Origin of the sequence: Microtetraspora malaysiensis (assembly GCF_050947145.1) — a bacterium.
Lineage (GTDB): Bacteria > Actinomycetota > Actinomycetes > Streptosporangiales > Streptosporangiaceae > Microtetraspora_A > Microtetraspora_A malaysiensis.
The window spans coordinates 545,087-563,043 of sequence record NZ_CP191998.1 but is presented as its reverse complement, the minus strand read 5'-3'; the positions used below and the strand labels follow the sequence as shown (position 1 = coordinate 563,043).

General features: G+C 68.2%; 19 protein-coding genes and 1 pseudogene. 8 read left to right on the top strand and 12 right to left on the bottom strand.

Annotated features, from left to right (window positions below; translation table 11 throughout):
• The first annotated feature begins 242 nt into the window (after window positions 1–242).
• Window positions 243–683, top strand: a complete 441-nt coding sequence (locus ACQP1V_RS02810; RefSeq protein ID WP_433418525.1) for a hypothetical protein — start codon at window positions 243–245, stop codon at window positions 681–683.
• A gap of 113 nt (window positions 684–796) precedes the next feature.
• Here the strand turns inward: ACQP1V_RS02810 and ACQP1V_RS02805 are convergent, their stop codons facing one another.
• The 4 genes and pseudogenes from ACQP1V_RS02805 to ACQP1V_RS02790 form a co-directional block, all read right to left on the bottom strand.
• On the bottom strand, window positions 797–1,453 hold the full coding sequence (locus tag ACQP1V_RS02805; protein ID WP_433426155.1) for a hypothetical protein: 657 nt from the start codon (window positions 1,451–1,453) through the stop codon (window positions 797–799).
• 44 nt (window positions 1,454–1,497) lie between these two features.
• Window positions 1,498–1,995, bottom strand: a pseudogene (locus tag ACQP1V_RS02800) (RNA polymerase sigma factor); the annotation flags it as partial.
• A gap of 120 nt (window positions 1,996–2,115) precedes the next feature.
• Window positions 2,116–2,472 carry a DUF6529 family protein gene (locus tag ACQP1V_RS02795; protein ID WP_433418523.1) on the bottom strand — a complete coding sequence of 119 codons (357 nt, stop codon included), beginning with the start codon at window positions 2,470–2,472 and terminating at the stop codon, window positions 2,116–2,118.
• Window positions 2,387–4,150 (bottom strand): phosphatase PAP2 family protein, encoded by a 1,764-nt coding sequence (locus ACQP1V_RS02790; protein WP_433418522.1) that lies wholly within the window; start codon window positions 4,148–4,150, stop codon window positions 2,387–2,389. Before ACQP1V_RS02790 ends, ACQP1V_RS02795 begins: the two co-directional genes overlap by 86 nt.
• 931 nt (window positions 4,151–5,081) lie before the next feature.
• On the opposite strand from ACQP1V_RS02790, the gene ACQP1V_RS02785 reads away from it, so the two are divergent.
• Entirely contained in the window at window positions 5,082–5,276 is a 195-nt protein-coding gene (locus ACQP1V_RS02785) for a hypothetical protein (protein WP_433418520.1), read from the top strand.
• Here ACQP1V_RS02785 and ACQP1V_RS02780 read toward each other — a convergent pair.
• Entirely contained in the window at window positions 5,265–5,930 is a 666-nt protein-coding gene (locus ACQP1V_RS02780; protein ID WP_433418518.1) for a TetR/AcrR family transcriptional regulator, read from the bottom strand. The two genes, ACQP1V_RS02785 and ACQP1V_RS02780, sit on opposite strands and share 12 nt — an antisense overlap.
• A 115-nt stretch (window positions 5,931–6,045) precedes the next feature.
• Between ACQP1V_RS02780 and ACQP1V_RS02775 the strand changes: the two genes are divergently transcribed.
• Together ACQP1V_RS02775 and ACQP1V_RS02770 are read left to right on the top strand one after the other, a co-directional pair.
• On the top strand, window positions 6,046–6,243 hold the full coding sequence (locus ACQP1V_RS02775; RefSeq protein WP_387415730.1) for a hypothetical protein: 198 nt from the start codon (window positions 6,046–6,048) through the stop codon (window positions 6,241–6,243).
• 43 nt (window positions 6,244–6,286) lie between these two features.
• A complete protein-coding gene (locus ACQP1V_RS02770) occupies window positions 6,287–6,676 on the top strand; it encodes a VOC family protein (protein WP_067136241.1) in 390 nt (129 codons plus the stop codon).
• Between the two features lie 99 nt (window positions 6,677–6,775).
• On the opposite strand, the gene ACQP1V_RS02765 is transcribed toward ACQP1V_RS02770, so the two are convergent.
• Window positions 6,776–7,660, bottom strand: a complete 885-nt coding sequence (locus tag ACQP1V_RS02765) for an SDR family NAD(P)-dependent oxidoreductase (RefSeq protein WP_433418517.1) — start codon at window positions 7,658–7,660, stop codon at window positions 6,776–6,778.
• Between the two features lie 60 nt (window positions 7,661–7,720).
• Here ACQP1V_RS02765 and ACQP1V_RS02760 point away from each other — a divergent pair, with 60 nt between their 5' ends.
• Window positions 7,721–8,443, top strand: coding sequence for a TetR/AcrR family transcriptional regulator (locus ACQP1V_RS02760; RefSeq protein ID WP_433418515.1), 723 nt, complete (start codon window positions 7,721–7,723; stop codon window positions 8,441–8,443).
• A 9-nt stretch (window positions 8,444–8,452) separates the two neighbouring features.
• Here the strand turns inward: ACQP1V_RS02760 and ACQP1V_RS02755 are convergent, their stop codons facing one another.
• Entirely contained in the window at window positions 8,453–9,073 is a 621-nt protein-coding gene (locus ACQP1V_RS02755) for an AAA family ATPase (RefSeq protein WP_433418513.1), read from the bottom strand.
• A gap of 569 nt (window positions 9,074–9,642) precedes the next feature.
• Window positions 9,643–10,041, bottom strand: coding sequence for a hypothetical protein (locus ACQP1V_RS02750; protein WP_433418511.1), 399 nt, complete (start codon window positions 10,039–10,041; stop codon window positions 9,643–9,645).
• A gap of 242 nt (window positions 10,042–10,283) precedes the next feature.
• On the opposite strand from ACQP1V_RS02750, the gene ACQP1V_RS02745 reads away from it, so the two are divergent.
• On the top strand, window positions 10,284–10,481 hold the full coding sequence (locus ACQP1V_RS02745; RefSeq protein ID WP_387415713.1) for a hypothetical protein: 198 nt from the start codon (window positions 10,284–10,286) through the stop codon (window positions 10,479–10,481).
• Between the two features lie 304 nt (window positions 10,482–10,785).
• Window positions 10,786–12,006, top strand: coding sequence for a hypothetical protein (locus ACQP1V_RS02740; protein ID WP_433418509.1), 1,221 nt, complete (start codon window positions 10,786–10,788; stop codon window positions 12,004–12,006).
• Between the two features lie 122 nt (window positions 12,007–12,128).
• Here the strand turns inward: ACQP1V_RS02740 and ACQP1V_RS02735 are convergent, their stop codons facing one another.
• The 3 genes from ACQP1V_RS02735 to ACQP1V_RS02725 form a co-directional block, all read right to left on the bottom strand.
• The gene (locus ACQP1V_RS02735) at window positions 12,129–14,453 is read right to left on the bottom strand and encodes a replication-relaxation family protein (protein ID WP_433418507.1); all 2,325 of its coding nucleotides are present in this window, start codon (window positions 14,451–14,453) and stop codon (window positions 12,129–12,131) included.
• Window positions 14,454–14,843: 390 nt separating this feature from the next.
• Window positions 14,844–15,332, bottom strand: coding sequence for a pyridoxamine 5'-phosphate oxidase family protein (locus ACQP1V_RS02730; protein WP_067136227.1), 489 nt, complete (start codon window positions 15,330–15,332; stop codon window positions 14,844–14,846).
• Window positions 15,333–15,360: 28 nt separating this feature from the next.
• Window positions 15,361–16,761 (bottom strand): MFS transporter, encoded by a 1,401-nt coding sequence (locus ACQP1V_RS02725; RefSeq protein ID WP_433418504.1) that lies wholly within the window; start codon window positions 16,759–16,761, stop codon window positions 15,361–15,363.
• 154 nt (window positions 16,762–16,915) lie between these two features.
• Between ACQP1V_RS02725 and ACQP1V_RS02720 the strand changes: the two genes are divergently transcribed.
• The gene (locus ACQP1V_RS02720; protein ID WP_433418502.1) at window positions 16,916–17,416 is read left to right on the top strand and encodes a winged helix-turn-helix transcriptional regulator; all 501 of its coding nucleotides are present in this window, start codon (window positions 16,916–16,918) and stop codon (window positions 17,414–17,416) included.
• 87 nt (window positions 17,417–17,503) lie between these two features.
• Here the strand turns inward: ACQP1V_RS02720 and ACQP1V_RS02715 are convergent, their stop codons facing one another.
• The gene (locus ACQP1V_RS02715) at window positions 17,504–17,899 is read right to left on the bottom strand and encodes a hypothetical protein (RefSeq protein WP_433418501.1); all 396 of its coding nucleotides are present in this window, start codon (window positions 17,897–17,899) and stop codon (window positions 17,504–17,506) included.
• Window positions 17,900–17,957: the final 58 nt, after the last annotated feature.

The window sequence follows — 17,957 nt, the reverse complement described above, 5'->3', positions numbered from 1 at the left end:
AGAGACGAGCTTAGAAGACCAGGTCAGGCGCCCCATTGCCAGTTTCTGGCACCGGACAGGCGTGGTCGCTGGTTGGGCGTCCGGTAGGCCAGTCGAACACTCGAGTCGCCGAAGCCGGCCAACCGCCGGCGCCGCCGACCCAGGAGTGGGTCTGGCCCCACCCACCCGTACGGCCAAGCCCATATCGGGTGGGTCGGGCGCTTCCTAAGATCACTACCGCAACGACGCGAAGGAGCAGGATCATGGCGAACGCCGGCGACATCACGACCGCGACGGCACACCTCGGCGACGCCCCCACCCAGGAAGCCTTCACCACGGTGAAGAAGTACATCACGCTCTTCGGCGCCGTCAGCGCCATCGTCCTCGGGACGGTTGCCGTGATGGCGTTCACCGGCCACGAGGCGACCTCGTTCATGTGGATCCGGGGAGCCATCCTGCTCGCGGTCACCCCGCTGATCTACCGGATGGCTGTCCGCGCTTCAGAGGGGTCGCACAAGGCTTTCGACCGCGTTCGCACCCTGTCCACCATCTTGCCGGTCGCGATCATCGGCGTCGACCTGATCCCCGGCCTCTGCCCAGCGTGGTACGCCGTGCTCCAGGGGCTGTCCGCGCTGGCCCTCATCGCCGTCGCCTTCATTACCCGCGGTTCCGCGCTGCGCGCCGCCTTCCCCGAGAAGAAGTGAAGCCCTGAGGACCTGCCCTGCCCCCCTCGCGACCGCGTCACCGGCCAGATTCTCCATCACGTGGGTGTACCGCTTCGTCGTGGCGAGCTGGGAGTGGTGGTCAACGCCCGCGGTTAGTCGGATCCGCCCGAGGCAGGCCGAGTCAGCTCCTGAGTTGTACGGCCCGTGAGTTCCTCAACGCCGACCTGCCGGGTCGACCCGTCGCGCAGCGTCAGGGTGGCGCCGCGGATCTCCGGTGTGGTCGCCGCGTTCTCCTTCTGTTCGGTCGTTGGGGCGTCGGGCCACCACAGAGCTACGTGGCCCTCTCGGACGGTCGCGGTCACCGGCCCCTTGGCCACGGTGTCGAAGACGACACCGACGACATCGGCGCCGACACGCCCGCGGACGCCTCGGATGCTGCCCGAGGACGTGCTCATCACCTCTCCCAGGGCGACGAGCGCCGACTTCGGCGCCACGGCTGGCGCCGGCGGTGACTGCGGAGTCGCGCTGCTGCCCGTCATGCCCACGACCGAACCGTCGCGCACGTAGCACGTCGACTCGCTCGGGCTCGGCGCGCGATCGGTCAGGTAGACCAGGACCAAGGAGCCGCGTGCTTCGGTGATCACCGGACGCATCCTCGACTCGTCCACATCCTTGACGGGCCTGGGGTCGTCGAGGATTGCCTTGACGCACGCCGTCTCGGCCTGGCGTGCTGCGCTTGTGGACAGGGCTTGCGGTGTCGCCGACCAGGCCAACGCCTGACCGCCGCCGAACAAGGACGGTCCGGCCACGAATCCGACGGTGACGGTGGCTGCGACGGCGCCAGGGCCTTGCGGGCACGGCTCAGGCGCAGGCGGTAGGCGACCGGAGAGATGCCCAGAACCTGGGCCGCCCGGGGCGCGTCCAGCCCGTCCCACACGGTCAGGGCCAGCGCCTCCTGATGTACCGCGGACAGCCGAGACCATGCCCGGGCCAGATCGACTCGCCAGGCAACCAGATCGGCGTCGAGCGCTCCGACATGGCCGTGAGCTGTCGGGTCCTCGGAGATGCGCACGCCCAACGCCTGTCGTCTCTGCTCGCCTCGCATGCCGGCCATCAGGGTCAGGCGGGCGACGCCGAACAGCCAGGCGCGTGCGTCGTCCACATGGGTCGGGACGTCTTCGAAACGGCGCCAGGCCACAACGAACACTTCGGCTGCGATGTCCTCGGCGTGGCTCGGATGGACCCGACGCTCGGCAAAACGCAGAACCGCTGGATAGGTCGCCGTGAAAAGATCAGAGACTGTCGCTCCCGCACCGGCGGGCCCGTGTCGTGGATACTCACGCCCCTTCATGTCGAGTTCCCGCCCGGCTGTGTCATCACCAACCAAAAAGCAACTATATGTAATGCTTCGGGTTCGCTATGTGTCGGTCGCGGTGTCGACGGTAGCCCGCCGTGAGGATGCGGAAGCCCATTACCGGCTGGCGCACAGCTGCCAGAGCGCCGCTGAAGACCACAGGATCGCGATGAGGATGACCAGGGTGCCGCCGGCGAGTGGCAACGCCCAGCCGGGTAGGCGCCGGCGGCGGACGATGAGCACCTTCGCGGCGAATGCGCCGTAGAAGAAGCAGCCAGCGAGGGAGTGCAGGGCGACCCGGGCGCGGTCCGTATGATCCCGGCCGCCAGGGGCCTCGCACCGGCCCGCTCGACGTCGTGCGTATGGCGGCTGCCGTGACCGACAGCACTCAGCCCGTTTCGATCTTGTTGCCCTTCGGGTCGAGCACGTACCACTTGGCGCCAAAGGAGTCGAGAGCCTGCCCGGTGATGTCACCGGGCTTGACGTCGGTGACGAAGTAGTACAGCGGGTGGCCGTTGTAGGTGACCTGGGTGGTGTGGTCGGTCCTAGTGGTGGTGCCGAGCAAGGCGGGTGATACGCCGCTGCCGGCCTGCGGCTTGCCCGTGGTGGTCAAGGGCGGCCAGGCGCTCGCGCACGCGCTGTAGCAGGTCGAGCTGGTGCCCTTGTCCGCCACGAACAGGTACAGCGTGCGTCCTCGACCGTCGACGAGGATCTTGCCGAGCTTGGAGTCTCGGACCGTGACGGTGGCGTTCGCGACGGTGGCGCTAGCGGGCGTGGCTCTGCCGGCCGGGGTCTTTCCGGTCGGCGAACTCGGGACGGCCGGCGCGAGCTTCGACTGGCCGAGCGCGTAGCGAGCGATGGCGGCGCCGAGTTCGTTGCCGGACTTATGGTCGAGCCGGGTGTGCACGCCCCCCCAGATGCGGCTGAGCCCGGCTTCCGTCGCGGTGGCGCTCAAGCTGGTATAGGGCTTGGTGTAGGGCCGAGGGCTGCCGGCGGTCGCCGGTGAGGTGAGGGTGAAGGTGTTGTGGTCGCCGTAGAAGCCGGCGAGTACCGTGGCGGCGGCCGTGCTGATGTCGCTGTGCATGCCTGGGTAGGACGGGTCGGGAGGGGTGACGACAAGCGGGGTCCATGCCGGGTCTCGTTTGACGCGCGGGTTGCCGGCGGCGAGGCGGATGGCGGTGATCGGCCGCCAGAACCGGTATGTGTACTTGGCGTCGTAGATGGCGATGGTGGCATCGGCGACGGTGAGGTTGAGCAGGGCGAACATGTCCGCCGACTGGTCGAGGTCGCTGTGGCGCGCGAGGGCGACCTGCTGGGCGACGTCGTACCAGTAGTTCTGGGCGGGGCCGCTCCAGAGCTTGGCGAGCGTGGTCTGTTCCGCCGTGCGCGTGGTGCTGCGGGCGGCGCCGATGGCCTTGACCTCGTTGATGGCGCCCGCGTAAGCCGAGCTGGCCAGCGCCGGAGGGGCGGTGGGACGGAACTGGTGGCCGGTACGGATGAGGAATGGGGTGACTTTGCCCCAGTGGGTGAACTCCGGTGCCTTGAAGGCGGGCGGGGTCGATCGGTAGTCGCCGGGTTTGCCGGTGGTGGCGTAGGGCGGTGGGGTGGCGTCGGCGCCGTCGTGCGCGCGCAGGGCGATGATGGCGCGGGCCGCTTGAACGCCGACCTTGATGCCCTCCTGCTTGGCGCGGCCGTCGGGAATTCCGGCGAGATCGGAGGACAGCTGGCGATCCAGTTCGGCCTTGTGTGCCGGGTACAGGGCGGTGAGGGTGTCGTGCGCGGCCGCCGCGGCCGCGGCGGGGCGTGAGGCGTCCCGCGGTGCGGTGAGGCTGGGGCCGTAGAGGGGATGAGCGCGGCTGATCGCGTTGACCGCGTCGTAGACGGCTGCGCTCATGATGGCGAAGTTACGGGTGGGGTGGATGGTGGTCGGCTCTGCGTGCGGACTGCGCACGATGTCGAGCAGCGTCCGGTTCCATTCGATCACCACGTTGCCCTGGGCCGGCCGTGCGACGACGTGCGCGGTCCCGAGCGGGGCGGCATGGGCGGCGGGTGCTGCGGCGTGCTGGGCGCCGAGTGTCAAGAAGACCACCGCGAGCGCGAGCACAGGCCGCCGCTGGGTCCTGCCAGGTTCTGGAAGCGTGAAGATCCTCATGATCCTCCTCCTGTCAGGTAGCGGAGGTTGAGGAAAGATGACAGGCCGCTTCAACGTCTCTACGCCAGCCGGCGCCCACCGTTTCGGGGACCGCAACCCAGTCGGGCTTTCCGCCCGGCTCGTAGGGTTTCGTCGTCAGGACTTGCCCGGCGCATCGCTGGTCCGGTGGCGGAAGCCGCTCCAGTCATGGCGGAAAGCACCGCGGCGAGAGGACGCGATTGAAAACTACAATCTCGCTGTTCTCTTCATCATGGAGAACGATTCCCCTTCGTCAATATTGCTCGCCGATTCGAATATTTGAACGCAAGAATCCCTCTTGAGCGAAGGCACTTCCCGGCAGGTCGGCCGGCGACGAGAATTTTCTGTTCATCGGCCGCTGTAGGGCAATCGCACTGACAACGCCCTGCGGTTCTGGATGTAATCAAATACCGTCGCATTTACCACGATAGCCGACAGTAAGTGCGCGTAAATATTGCCGAGGCAAAGCCCTATACAAGCTGGACCATCCACTCCGCAGCGCCGACAAGCCTAAACCCGATGCGAAGTGTCAAGAAAATAACTCAGAGGGCGTTTGATCCCAAAGGTTGCGTTTGCTTCGGATTATGTGCCCGGCCAGGTGGGGGGTGGATTCGCCGGATGAGGTTGGCAAGACAGCAGCCGACCAAGATCGGATGCCCAACCGAGAGCCGCACTCGCCCTTGCGCCTGGCAAGATGCCGGGTCGATCAGTGGGGGCATGCCGAGCAGAGCGATCGGCGGACATGTCCACTCCCCGGATTCAGGTCAAGCGAGCTCAGTCGCTCGTCGGCCGCTCGATAGTCGTTCGTTGATCACCCGCCGGGTGCCCCAATCATCGCTCGCGTGATTGCAGGGTCCGGCCGGGCAGCCCGTACCCCGCACTCGGCTCCGGCACCGCCGCGGGCGGCAACCTGATGTGGGCCTCCCGCGTGCGGGGCCGCCTGGTGCTCGGGGTGATCCTCGGCCAGGCGGCAGGCACCAACCCGGTCGCCGCCAAGGCGGCGGCGCTGGAGGCGGGCGGGAAGATGAGCGCGGCGGTCGAGCAGTGGCTGCTCAGACAAGCAGCTCTCGTATCAGAGCCCGGCTCCACCTGGACCTCAACTCGCTGAGGCGGCCTGCCTTGTGGCGTAGTCGGACAGGGCGGGTTCCAGCAGGTCGAAGGCTTGGGTGGCGTCGGTGGCGATGATGCGCGCGATCTGTTCGTTGGGGCGGCCGTCGAGGGTCAGCGCCTGGATGCGCTGGAACAGCACGCGGTGCAGGGTGGCCAGCAGTCCGGCGGCGGTCTGGACGGTGATGTCGTCGAGTTCGGTGCCGGTGGCGTCGGCGAGTGCTTGGGCGAGGTGGTGTTCGCGTTGGTCGTGCAGGCCGCGCAGACAAGTAGTCAGGGTGGGGCTGTCGGCGACCATGCGGGCGAACTGCCGGCCGGAGAACCCGGCGACCGGGTCATGGGCGGCGACGGCGTCGGCGAACGTGCGGCGCAGCGCGGCCAGCGCTGATTCCCCTGGGCGTCGTGCGGTGACGGCACTGGCCAGGGAGGCGGCGAACTCCTCCTGATGGTCCAGGGCCAGGTCTTCCTTGCGCGGGAAGTAGTTGGTGACGGTCTTTTTGGCGACGCGGGCGGCGACGGCGATCTCGGCGATGGTCGTCTGCTCGAAGCCCTGGGCGATGAACAACCCGGTCGCGTGGTCGGAGATGAGCTGCCGGGTCTCCTGCTTCTTCGCCTCACGCAGCCCGGTGGCCGGGGCGGGTGTCTGGGTAGCCATGACGCAATCTTACCCTCGTAGCATCTTTATGTTGACACCCCCAGACGCCTTGGGTTAAGTTTACGTCCGTCGCAAGTTTGCGACGATGGAACGCCAAGCATCAAGGGGGACGCCCATGTCCAAGCTCACCCACGACCTCGCCACCCCCACGACCGACCTCGCCCACCTGCTCACGCGACAGCAGCAGCCCAAGCAGCCCGAGCAGCCCCAGCTCCGTGGCATCGAGCTGCGTCGCGCACCCGCCGAACACCGCATCCGCGCACGGCAGCAGCCCAGGGTCGTCCGCACCGTCCCCCGCCGCCGTAGCTACTGACCCCCGCCCCAGCCCTCGCCCCAACCCCCGCAAGGAGACCGCCGTGCAGTTCACCGCCTCCACCCTCTCGCTGACCGTTGACGACGTCGCCGCCTCCCAGGCGTTCTTCACCACCCACCTGGGCTACACCGTCCAGCAGGCCGCCGACGGTTTCGCGTCCCTGACGCGGCCCGACGCGGTCGATGTCGTCCTGCTCGTCCGCGGCATCGAGGTGCTGCCTCCCGAGCAGCGCGACCGGCACGCCGACGGCCTGATCCTGGCTTTCACCCTCGACAGCGGCCTGGACGAGCAGGAAAAGCGGCTGCGTGACGCCGGAGTCCAGATCACCCTGCCGCTGCGCCAGGAGCCCTGGGGCGAACGCCTGTTCCAGGTCACCGACCCCAATGGCGTGATCATCCAGTTCGTCGAATGGGTCGCTCCCGAACACCACTGACCCGCCACGGCAAAGGGCCCTGAAGCCCGTCGCCCGGTCCGACCACCGTTCACCCGCTGCCCGCATCGGTCACGAGCGCCACCTTGTCCGTGGACTGCCTCATTGCCGTGCGCCTGCTTCCCGCGTGTGGTCGACGAGGTCGACGGGGTAGTCCTGACCGAGGTCGGCCGACCGGCTCGCCGGCTCCCACGCGGCCGCCTCCTTCAGCTGGCTGCGCGAGTAGTCCTGCGCCATCCGCACGGCGGCGGCCCCGAGGATCAGGTGGGAGGGCGGGTTCGGGTGCTTGACGACCCGGACCAGGATCTCGCCGGCGCGCTTCGGGTCGCCCGCGGCGGACACGGGACCCCTGAGATGCCGCGCCATCTCGCCGACCGTCGGGTCGTACTCCGGCGCGACCTGTGGGATCCGCATCGAGGCGCCGGCCCAGTCCGTGGCGAACCCGCCCGGTTCCACGACCAGGTACGTGATGCCGAACGGCGCGGTCTCGGCCGCCAGCACCCGGGTGAAACCGTCGACCGCGAACTTGGCGGCCTGGTAGGACCCGAGACCGGGCGTGCCGCCGACGCGGCCGCCGATGGAGGAGAACTGCACGATCGTGCCGCCTCCCTGCGCCCTGAGGACCGGGAGCGCCGCGATTGAGACGTTGTAGACGCCCCAGAAATTAGTGTCGAACTGCTGGCGGAAGTCGTCCTCGGGCGTGCTCTCAACCGCGGCGAGGTTGGCGTATCCGGCGTTGTTGACCACTACGTCGACCCTGCCGAACCGGTCGACTGCCGCCGCCAGGCCGGCCACGGCGGCCGACCGGTCGGTCACGTCGAGCCCGACCGCAAGGACGCGGTCGTTGTACTTCTGCGCAAGATCGTCCAGCTGCTCCGGCTTGCGTGCCGTGGCGACGACGTTGCCACCGGCTTCCAGAGCCGCGATGGCGAGGTTGCGGCCGAAGCCGCGGGACGAACCAGTGATGAACCACGTTTGCACACTCATGGGAGTTAGCAAAACACGGTTTCGTTATTACTACAACCCTGTTGTGTTAAGTTGGTCGCCATGACGCAGGCCGCCCCCCGGCGCGCGCGCAGCGCGGGAGCGAAACAGCAGCGGCAGCGGGCGATTCTCGACGCTGCCCGATCCCTCGGTACCAAGCGCAGCGTGCGGGAGGTCACGCTCACGGACATCGCCACTGAAGTCGGCATGCACAAGTCCGCGATGCTGCGTTACTTCGAGACGCGGGAGCAGATCTTCCTGGCGCTCACGGCCGAGGGCTGGCAGGACTGGTCGGCGGCGCTCAGATCGCGGCTGAGCGATCTCTCCGACCCCGGCCCGGAGTCAGTCGCCGCCGTGATCACGGAGTCGCTCGTGGCGCGGCCGTTCTTCTGTGACCTGCTTGCACAGGCGCCGCTGAACCTGGAGCGCAACGTCTCGCTCGACGCCGCCTACGCGTTCAAGAAGATCGCGCTCGGCGAGGTCGCCTCGGTGACCGGCATGTTGCAGGAACTGCTCGGGATCAACGAGCGCCAGGCCACGGACGCGATCTCCACGGCGACGAGCATGGCCGGGGCGCTGTGGCAGATGGCCGCGCCCGGCACCCGTCTCCGTTCGCTCTACGAGGCCCACCCCGAGCTGACGCATGCACTGGTCGACGTCGAACCTCAACTGACGCGTATCGTGACCGCACTTCTGAGAGGAATGTGCGCGCCCACTCCGGCAACGCGCCCTTCCGTGCCGCCACGAGGTGGCCCTGTTCTCCCAGAAAGCATCCGCGGCCTATAGTCTCCGGAGTCAATCGACGCCTGCGGTCCTCGTACCAATCCTGTCTGCGATGAAGTGAGCGACCTGCACCGGCGATACCTCTGTCGTGTCGATGACCTCCGCCTCACCGCTCAGCCAGGCCACGGCATCGCAGTACTCCGAGATGTGATCCAGGCGCCATTGCCGAGCACCACTCTCTACCGTGTCTGCGTCAATCCGATGGGCCAAGGTGTCCGGGTCGGTGTGCAGCACGAAGTGGTGAACGGGGATGCCCGCCCGCTCCAGTCCCGTGCTGATCTCGGCCCAGTAGCGCTCGACAAGGACCGTTTGCGGGGCGATGAGCACCCCTCCGACATAGTTGAGCAGCTGTGAGGCGGTCTCCACGACCAGGTGGCGCCACGGTGGCCAGTGCTGGAAGTCCCCGAGCCGCGGGAGGTTCGGAACTCGCCCCAGCATGTAACCGACATGCTCGGGATCGAAAATCCGCGCTTCCGGGATGAGCGTGGTCAATTCCTTCGCGGTGGTTGTCTTGCCGACACCGAAGGTCCCGTTCAGCCAAACAATCATGACGTTGAGCGTATCTGCCGGCCCCGCGAGCACAGCGGGCGTTTCCGTCGGCAAAAGCATCGGATGGCGTTTGTTCTGCGTCAATAGCAAATGCGGCCCTGACGATTGCCTTGTTACGGCCGATCGTCGTAGGGGCTGGGGGCGAGACGGTCGCCCTTGATCGCGTCAAGGGCGGTGCTCCGCGCCGCGCATGCGGCCTGAGGGCCGGTCCCGGCCGCCGGCGGCTCGGACGGCTGTCATATCGCGGGCCGCACCTTGCCCGGCGGGACCACTGGGCTACAGCCCGTCGGGCGCTTCCGCATTCCGCCGAGCCTCGCGCTCCGCCCATTCACGACGCTGAGCCGCGCGCTCCGCTGTCACACGCTCATGCAGACTCGGCTCCCGTCGCCTCTCATGCCTGATCGCCAGCCGGACCGACCAGTAAATGAAGAAGAAGAACGCCGCTGCAAGAACGACCCAGATCACCAACAGAAGCAGGACCTCAGCCGGGCCAACCCCAAACATCTGATCCTCCATATGGGGGGAAGACAAGTGTGCCCCGATCTGTCATTCACCGTCTACCGGCCGCTCTGGCCCGGCATGCTTCCCCGGCACAACATGTCACCCGCGGGTCCGCGCGCGGGTGACCGTACGGAATCGCCGGGCCCGCGGGCTCAGTAGCCGCCCTGCCTCCAGACCGAAGCCCACGGCGAGCACTTGCCGGTGATCCTGGTGGAGGAGCCCCGCCACACCTTCGCCTGCGCCTTGAGGGCGTATCCGAAGTTCACGCTGAACGCGCGCGGCCTCGACGACGAGCAGTTGCGGTACGTGACGGTCCGGTACTTCAGCCGGTCCGACAGCCCCCTCAGCTTCAGCCATGAACATTCACGGGTGCCCCTGGCGTCGTATGCCAGTCGCTGCTGGCCGGCGGTGCGCTCGGCCGTCAGCGCGCCGCTGCCGGAGACCTGGACGCCGGGCCGGTTCCTGGTCAGCGCGGTCAGATCCGCCGTGACCTGGGCGGAGTCGGCGCGGCGCACCAGGATCTGGTGCTCGCCTACCTCAGCTCCTGACACCCGGCTTCGCCGCGGACCGAAGGGAGAACCCGGCATATCGGCCTGTCTGAAGCGGCCCTGATGACGCTCGGATCCGCTGTCCTTTACCCGTCCTGCCGGGCGCGCATACTATGACACAAGTCACATGATCTTGTGACGCCGACGATCTGGCGATGGCGCTGACCGACATGTAATGATCACTGTTAGTCAAGTGCGAGGAGTGATCACGCGTGAAGATCGGCCTGAAGCGTACTTCCCGAGCAGTGTCAGTCGTCGTCGCCGCGGCCGCCGCCGCCGGCATCGTCCTAGGTTCGGGTGTGGCGTCAGCGCAGACCGTCATCAAGACCTATCCGTACACCACCGCTGGTGCGCGGGCCTGCCAGATCGACCTCAAGCTGGCCCCCTCCGGGTACTACTGCACCACGATCAGCAACCCCACGCGGTACGCTCTCGCGCACTGATCTGACGATCGCGAATGCCGCCTTCGGATATCCGAAGGCGGCATTCGCCGTTTCCCGGCGCGGTCGTTCCCGCCGGTGAGGTCAAGGAGCAGGGGGCGGGTGTCGCGCAGGAGCTCAGCCAGGCGCCGTGTGTCCGTCGTCGGTGGTCAGTCAAGCGCTACGCGCGCTTTCCACCTGGCGCAGTTGTCCGGTTCCAGACATGCCGGTTCCAGACCGTAAACGCCCGTTCACCAATTGGCAATCGCGCTTACAGACTGGGCACCGCCCGCGGATCCCCTACCGGGCACCCTCGAAAGGAACCCCCGTGAAGAAGACCCTCTCCATGGCGGCGAGCCTGGCCATCGCCGCGACCTGTGCCCTCGGCATGGCGCTTCCTGCGCACGCCGCCGACACGACCGTCACCAACCGGTCGCTGCAGTCGCCCATCGACACCTCTGGAATGGCCCCGCAGACCAAAGCCATCGTCGACAAGATCCAGGCCATGCTGCCCGCTGACTGGGAGTCCCGCGTCAAGGCAGCCCGTGCGAAGTACGGCCTGAACGAGTCGCAGTGGAGCGAGATCAGAGACAGCGTGATCAACCCCGGCGACCACCAGTGCCAGCGGACCGAACTCACGACGTACGCCAACTCTCTCCTCGATGGCGTGCACCCGGGTGTTCTCGGAAACCTCCGGTTCTACGGTGGCTTCGACTGGGCAGCCTTCGACGCGCTGATCGTCGGCACGGAGTCGAAGTCGAACACCTTCGGCGTCAACGGCGAGTACACCCAGAAGCTCACCGCCGAGATGAAGAACCTCAAGCGCTTCTGGGACATCGACTCCGCGGGCATCCAGCTGGTACCCATGCACGGAGCGGACGTCCTCTCCAGTCCCGAGCGGCTCGCCCACGTCCTCTCCGTGATGTACGGCAATCCCATCGAGGAGGCCCCACGGGAATGGGCGTTCGGCCTGGCCGAACTGTTCATCGAGCTGATCGACTCGGAACCGGTTCTCCAGGGCGGCGCGAACCCGATGTTCACCTTCAACGCCTTCGCCTACAGCGAGAAGGGCGATCCGGAGCCCCTCGGCGTCTCCGACCGGATCGTCGTGGGTGACGGCATCCTGCAGGGCATGACCGCGGTGGGTCTGGGCGATGTCGCGCCGCGGGCCATCGTGGGCCACGAGTTCGGTCACCATGTGCAGTTCCAGAAGGACCTCTTCGAGAGCGACCTGACCGGTTCGGAGGCCACCCGCCGTACCGAGCTCATGGCCGACGCGTTCGGGACGTACTACCTGACCCACGCCCGCGGCGAGTCGCTGAACGCGGCCCGGCTCCTCAAGTCCGAGAAGTCGTTCTACCAGGTCGGTGACTGCAGCTTCACCAGCCGGGGCCATCACGGCACGCCGAACCAGCGGCTCGCCTCGTCCACTTGGGCGGCGAGCGTGGCCAACGACGCGGCGAACCAGGGGCACATCCTGCCGTCGCTCAAGTTCGACGAGCTGTTCGAGGCGAAGCTCCCTGACCTGGTCAAGCCGGACGCCGTCTGACGGCTGCGCTCCCACCGCAGGGCGATGATCGCCTGAGCGGCCGAAGACCCGCGCGGGGCGGGCCGGATCACGCACCGGCCCGTCCCGCGCGCCCATTGCACGGGCCCGACCAGGGCCGTGGTTCAGAGCCAGCCGCAGCGGCTGGCCTGGACACCGAGCTGGAACCGGGTTCGGGCACCGAGCACCTCCTGCAGGCGGGCGATGCGTCGGGCGACCGTCCGCTCACTCACCCCGAGCTCACGGGCGATCGACTCGTCAGTCAGCCCGGCACTGAGGTAGCTCAGGAGCTGCCGCGCCTCGCTCGTCGGGCTCGCCCCGCTCTCGACGGCCTCGCCGGCCGGGGGGAGCGGGACGGCCATCCGCCAGTGCGACTCGAAGATGCCGATCAGCGCATCCAGCAGGCCTGACGGCTGGACGACGACGCTGTGATGTCCCGCGCGGTCCGGCGCGGTGACGGACACCACGGCGAAGCGGTTGTCACAGAGTGCGAGATTCATCGCCAGGTCGGGGAAGACCCGCGCCTGCTCCCCGCGGTCGACGCACTCGTGCGCCAGCTCCAGTGCTTTGGGGTCCTGCAGGATGGTGGCGCTGTACACCACCCGATAGGCGATCCCCCGGGCCATGGCCTTCAACGCGTCGGTGTCGATCTCCGGCTCACGATCGCCCCCGCCCACCGGCCCTATCCACAGCGCACGCACCTCCGCCACGGCCTCGTCATGGACCCGTCGCTGGATCGCGTCACTGTTGTGGGATGTGTCGACGACCTCGACATAACTCGATCCCGAAGTGTGATCGAGCCAGAACCGTGACAGGAGCGCCGCGCTGTCGTGAGCGATCCGGGCTTCACGCGCGCGTCGCTCGGCGACGGCCTCCAGCGCCGCGCGAGGCGGCTGGGCGGTCAGCCTGTCGTCCGTGCGTGACACCAGACCGATGTCGCCGAGCTCGGTGACCGCGTACTGGAGCCCGTCGGCAGGCGCCCCGGCCAGCGTCGGCCGGTCGCCGAGCTCGCTCAAGGTCTGCGGCCCCTGTTCCACGAGCGCGAGGTAGGCAGCCTCCGCCGTCGCAGAGAGACCGAGAGCCTGCAGTGGGCGCATTTCGGCCTGCACCTCCTCCTGCTGGTGGCGCTCGCGCTCGGCCTGATCGGCCTGGCGCCCGGCCTCGATGGCCCGGTCCTCGCACTCCCCACACAGCGTCGGGTACCAGCGGCGCCCCGGCTTGGGAGAGGCCGCGGTCGTCTCCCACCGTTCGTCGGTGAACTTCGCTCCGCAGGTGGCGCAGACGGGACGGCGGGCATCACGGTCGGCTGCCTTCTGCTCGGCCAGAAACTTCAGTTCGGCCCGGTACGCCTCCTGAGGGTCCCGCTCAGCTTCCTGGACGCGTACGTCGGCGTCTTCCCTGCGCCGATTGCCGATCGCCTCCAGGAGAGGCTCCATGCGGTCGCGGCCGAGGCGCAGAAACACCGGCCCGGCAGGGCCGTGCTCGCGCAGCATCCGCAGCCCGGTCGCCACGATCGGGATCTTCCGGTCGTCGAGGTGGTAGCCGCCGCGCTTCGGTTGTCCCTCCCAGTGCCGACGGGCGAGTTCGGCCAGCTGCCGAACGGTGTTGTCCGGGTTGCGGGCGCCGACCTTGTTGAATACCAGCAGCACAGGCGGGTGCGGCACATCGCCGTACCGACCTTCGGATGCGGGCCAGCGGGTGCGCCACATCGGCCGCTCGGTGCCGTCGGTGTCCTTGACCTTCCGCTGGAAGAACCGCATGTACTTGTCGATCTTCGCGGCGATCTCCTGCGCGGTCTCGTGGCAGTTGTCGACCTCGATGAACAGCAGCGGCACCCCGGCCTCGGGTGCAGTGAGCACGATGTCGGCCTGGGCACTGCCCCGGCCCGGCGTGGTCCAGGTCCCGGCGGTCGGCAGTGGGACCCCGGTGGCGTACGAGGCGATGGTGCCGATCCCGTCCGGCGCGTCGACGGCAGCCTGGGCGGCCGCGCGGGCGTCGGCCGGCTCATCGGCAAGGAGAGCCAGGTCCGGCTTCGGGCGCAGCATCGCGATGACGGTCTCGTTCACAGCCATGGGGTGGGAGGCCCCGCTGCTGCCCGCGCCGCAAGCGGTGCCGCCCATCTCCCCTACCGGCCGCACCAGTTCGTAGGAGGCGGCCTCCAGACCCTTGGCGGTCAGATTCCGCAGGACGTCTCCGTCTTTGGTGCGGCCGCCGTTCTCAGTCAGACCGTGCTTGCGCAGGTCGGCGAGCGCCCCCAGATGCGAGGCGGTGCGAGCTGTCTTCCGCTCGGACGGCGTCTTCTTGTCGGTGTGCCGGTAGGTCAGGTGGGGCAGCGCGATCCGCTGGATCTGGTCGACCGTGGCCACCTTGAGCACTCCGAGCACGCGCAGCACGTCGCCGCGCAGCGGGTTCGACGATCCCGCCGGATTCGTCTTGCGCTTGCCCGCCATCAGTCCCTCAGTCCCTCCCCTTCCCCTGTCGCGGCCGGTTCCGGCCGAACGGCCGCCCGGGCAGGGCGGGACACCCCGCTTGGCCGTCGAACCTGATGATTTTCTTACGCCACGAACACCCAACCCTTCAAGGGCTATGACGACGGCGCACAGCGGTGAATCTCCTTGGTGACCAAGGGTTTTCTCTCCGCTGGCCGGCCGGACATCCAAGTGGGTCCCGAAGGAGACCCCTAAGTGGCCGACACAGGAGGTGCGCGGGCATGGACGCGTAGCCGGAGTCGCCCAGAGCCTGTACACATCCAACCCGGCATTGGCCATGCGGCTCGGCCTGGCCGCCAGGGGCTGATCCCGGCCGGCTCCGCAGGATCAAACGCCCGGTCCGGGAGTTCGTCAGCGTTTTCCTGCGGCGTACCAGATTCTGCTGCGCAGGTCCGCTCCCCTGATCACCTGGACGCGCCAAGGCTCCAGCCGTAGGAGGTGCAACTCTGGGTCGCCGGGCCCACCGCGCCAGAAGTTGCCCAGGTCGTACCCGGCCCCCTTCGGGCTCGTACGCCGGTAAAGCTCCCACACGTGGCGCTTGGTCTCCGGGTCGTCGACCCAGGTGGCGACGGCGTCGATGCTCACCGCGTTCTGCCGCGGCGTCCAGTAGGAGAACGTGGTGTGCGGGTTGCCCGCCAGGTGGGCGGCCTTGACCGGTGTCCTGTACGTGGCGAGCCAGCCCAGCGGGCCGCCCTCAAGGGTCTCCCAGACCGGGATCAGTACTCGTGCGCGGGGCCGTCCCTTCTTGTCGACGGTGGTCATGGTCGCGTACACGATGTCGCCGATGTAGGTGTCGAACTGGTTCTTGATCTCGGTGAACGAGGTCACGTGCGTGGCCAACGCTCTCTCCCTCTTGTACGGGCTCTGCTCAGACGGTGGTCGCGGCCGACTCGGCCAGGGCGCCCTGAGCCGGTCCCGAGGCCGCACGGGGAGTGCGGAGGCCGAACGCGATGACGACCGCGCCGAGCACCGCCGCCGCCACCGGGACGACCAGCGCGGTCCGCAGCGCGTCCAGCCCCGACCCGGCGGCGACGCTGACGGCGGTGACGGCCGACAGTCCAAGCGCCGTACCGAACTGCATGGCCGTGTAGAGCAGGCCGCCTGCCAGGCCGTGCTCGTCCTCGTCGACGCCCTCGGTCGCGGCCATGGTCAGCGGGCCGTACGCCAGCGAGAAGGCCAGGCCGAGCAGGAGCAGCGCCGGAAGCATGGCGGCGTAGGTCCAGTCCATCCCGACGGGCAGGAACAGCGCGTACCCGACCGCCGCGACCACGACGCCGCCGAACAGCACCCGGGTGTTGCCGAAGCGGTTCACCAGACGCGGCATAAGCGTGGGCGCGAGCACCGTGTCGATCCCGATCACCAGCATGGCCAGGCCGGTCTGCATCGTGTTCCAGCCGCGCAGCTCCTGGAGGTACAGGGTGGCCAGGAACTGGAAGCCCGCGAACGCGAACAGGAACAGCAGCGCCCCCACGTTCACCCGCACCAGCGGCGCGCTGCGCAGAATGCCCAGCCGTACCAGGGGCGATGACGACCGCCGCTCGACCGCGACGAACAACCCCAGCAGTGCCAGCCCCGCGGCGAACACACCGCCGGTCAGGCCGGGGCCGTCGCCGGGGTGCTCCAACCGGACCACCCCGTACACCAGCAGCAGCATGGCCCCTGTGATGGCGAACGCCCCCGCCAGGTCGAAGCCGCCCGAGGGCCGCTCGCCACCGATGTCGCGGACGAGGATCAGTGCCGCCGCCAGGATCAGCGCCGACAGGATGACCGGCGCGAAGAACACCCACCGCCAGCCGAACGACGTGAGTACGCCGCCGGCGACCAGGCCGAGCGAGAATCCGCCCGCCGCCGTCCCCGCGTACACGCCGAGCGCCTTGGTACGCACCGGCCCCTCGGGGAAGTTGGACGTGACCAGCGCCAAGCCGGCGGGTGCCATGAACGCGGCCGCGACCCCCGTGACGAACCGTGCGGCCAACAGCATCCAGCCTTCGGTGGCGAACCCGCCGAGCCCGGAGAAAGCCAGGAAGACGACCAGCCACAGCACGAACATCCGCCGGTGCCCCAGCAGGTCGGCGGCGCGCCCGCCCAGCAGCATGAACCCGCCGTAGCCGAGCACGTAGGCGCTGACCACGCCGCTGAGCATCCCGGTGGACAGGCCCAGGTCGGCGCGGATCGACGGCAGTGCCACGTTCAGCATCGCCACGTCGATCCCCTCCAGGAAGATCGCGCCGCAAAGCACCAGCAGTACGCCCCACGCGCGCCCTGTCATGCGGGCAGGGTGGCCGGCGGCGCCGGATCCGCTGACGGAATTGGACATCGGAGTCTGACCCCATCTCCTCCGGGAACCGGTCCCGGAGTGGTTCCCCGAGCGCCTGCCAGTTCCCTCTTGTAACTGGCAGCATCGTCAGGCACCATCGGTGACCATGGAAGACGGCACTTTCGAGTCCCTCGGTTACTGCGGGGATACCGGCATCGACGACGACGTTCTCCAGTGGGACCAGCGCGCGGACTGCGAGGTGCGGCAGATCCTCGACCGCGTCGCCGACAAGTGGTCGCTCCTGGTGATCGCGCTGCTCGACAAGCGGAGCCTGCGCTTCACCGAGCTACGCCGCGCGATCGACGGGGTCAGCCAGCGGATGCTGACCCGCACGCTGCGGCACCTGGAGCGCGACGGGCTGGTGAGCCGGACGGTGCATCCGACCGTCCCGCCGCGGGTGGACTACGAGCTGACGCCGATGGGCGTGACCCTGCACAGCACCATCCGCGCCCTTGTCGTCTGGACCGAAGAGCACCAGAACGCCATCGCCGCGGCGCGCGCCGCCTACGACAGGCGCGCGGCCGCCGAGCAGGAGGCCGCCGAACGCGAAGAGGCCGAACGCCAGGCCGTCGCCCGCGCGGCGTGGAGGACCGACACAAGCAATTGACACCCCGCGCCTCCGGCGGGACCCCCTTTGGGCGGGTCCACGGCACACGGGGTGATCAGATCGGTGAAGGCTTGCGCACCGCGCACGCTAAGGCACACAGGCCTCATCGGTAAGGGCACCGACTCCTTGGTGCTCGGCAAGAAACGCAGTGACCTCGGCTATCGCTCCATAGCGATCTGTCGGGTTGTCATCGCCCTGAGGTTGGAACGCCGCCAGGATCTCAATGATCAGCTCCTCGTCGAGGACGGGAACGACGTATTCAGGCAGGGTGCCCCTGAGAAAGAGGAGGGCGTAGACCCGTCTGGCCGGGCTGGGGAGAGCTTCTTCGCCGGAGTCGCTCATCTTCCCAAGCCAGACGCGGGGTGCCCGCATCACGAGATCGTCAAGCAGCGGGGTCTCCTTGGCGTTCCACCATCTCCTGATCTCGTCGGCCGGAATCTCGTCACGGATGGCCACCAACCAGCAGTTGCTTGTCCAGCTCACGTGGCCATCATGCTGGCCGGGTGACGTGATCACCGTGCAATTAACGTGCAATTAGACA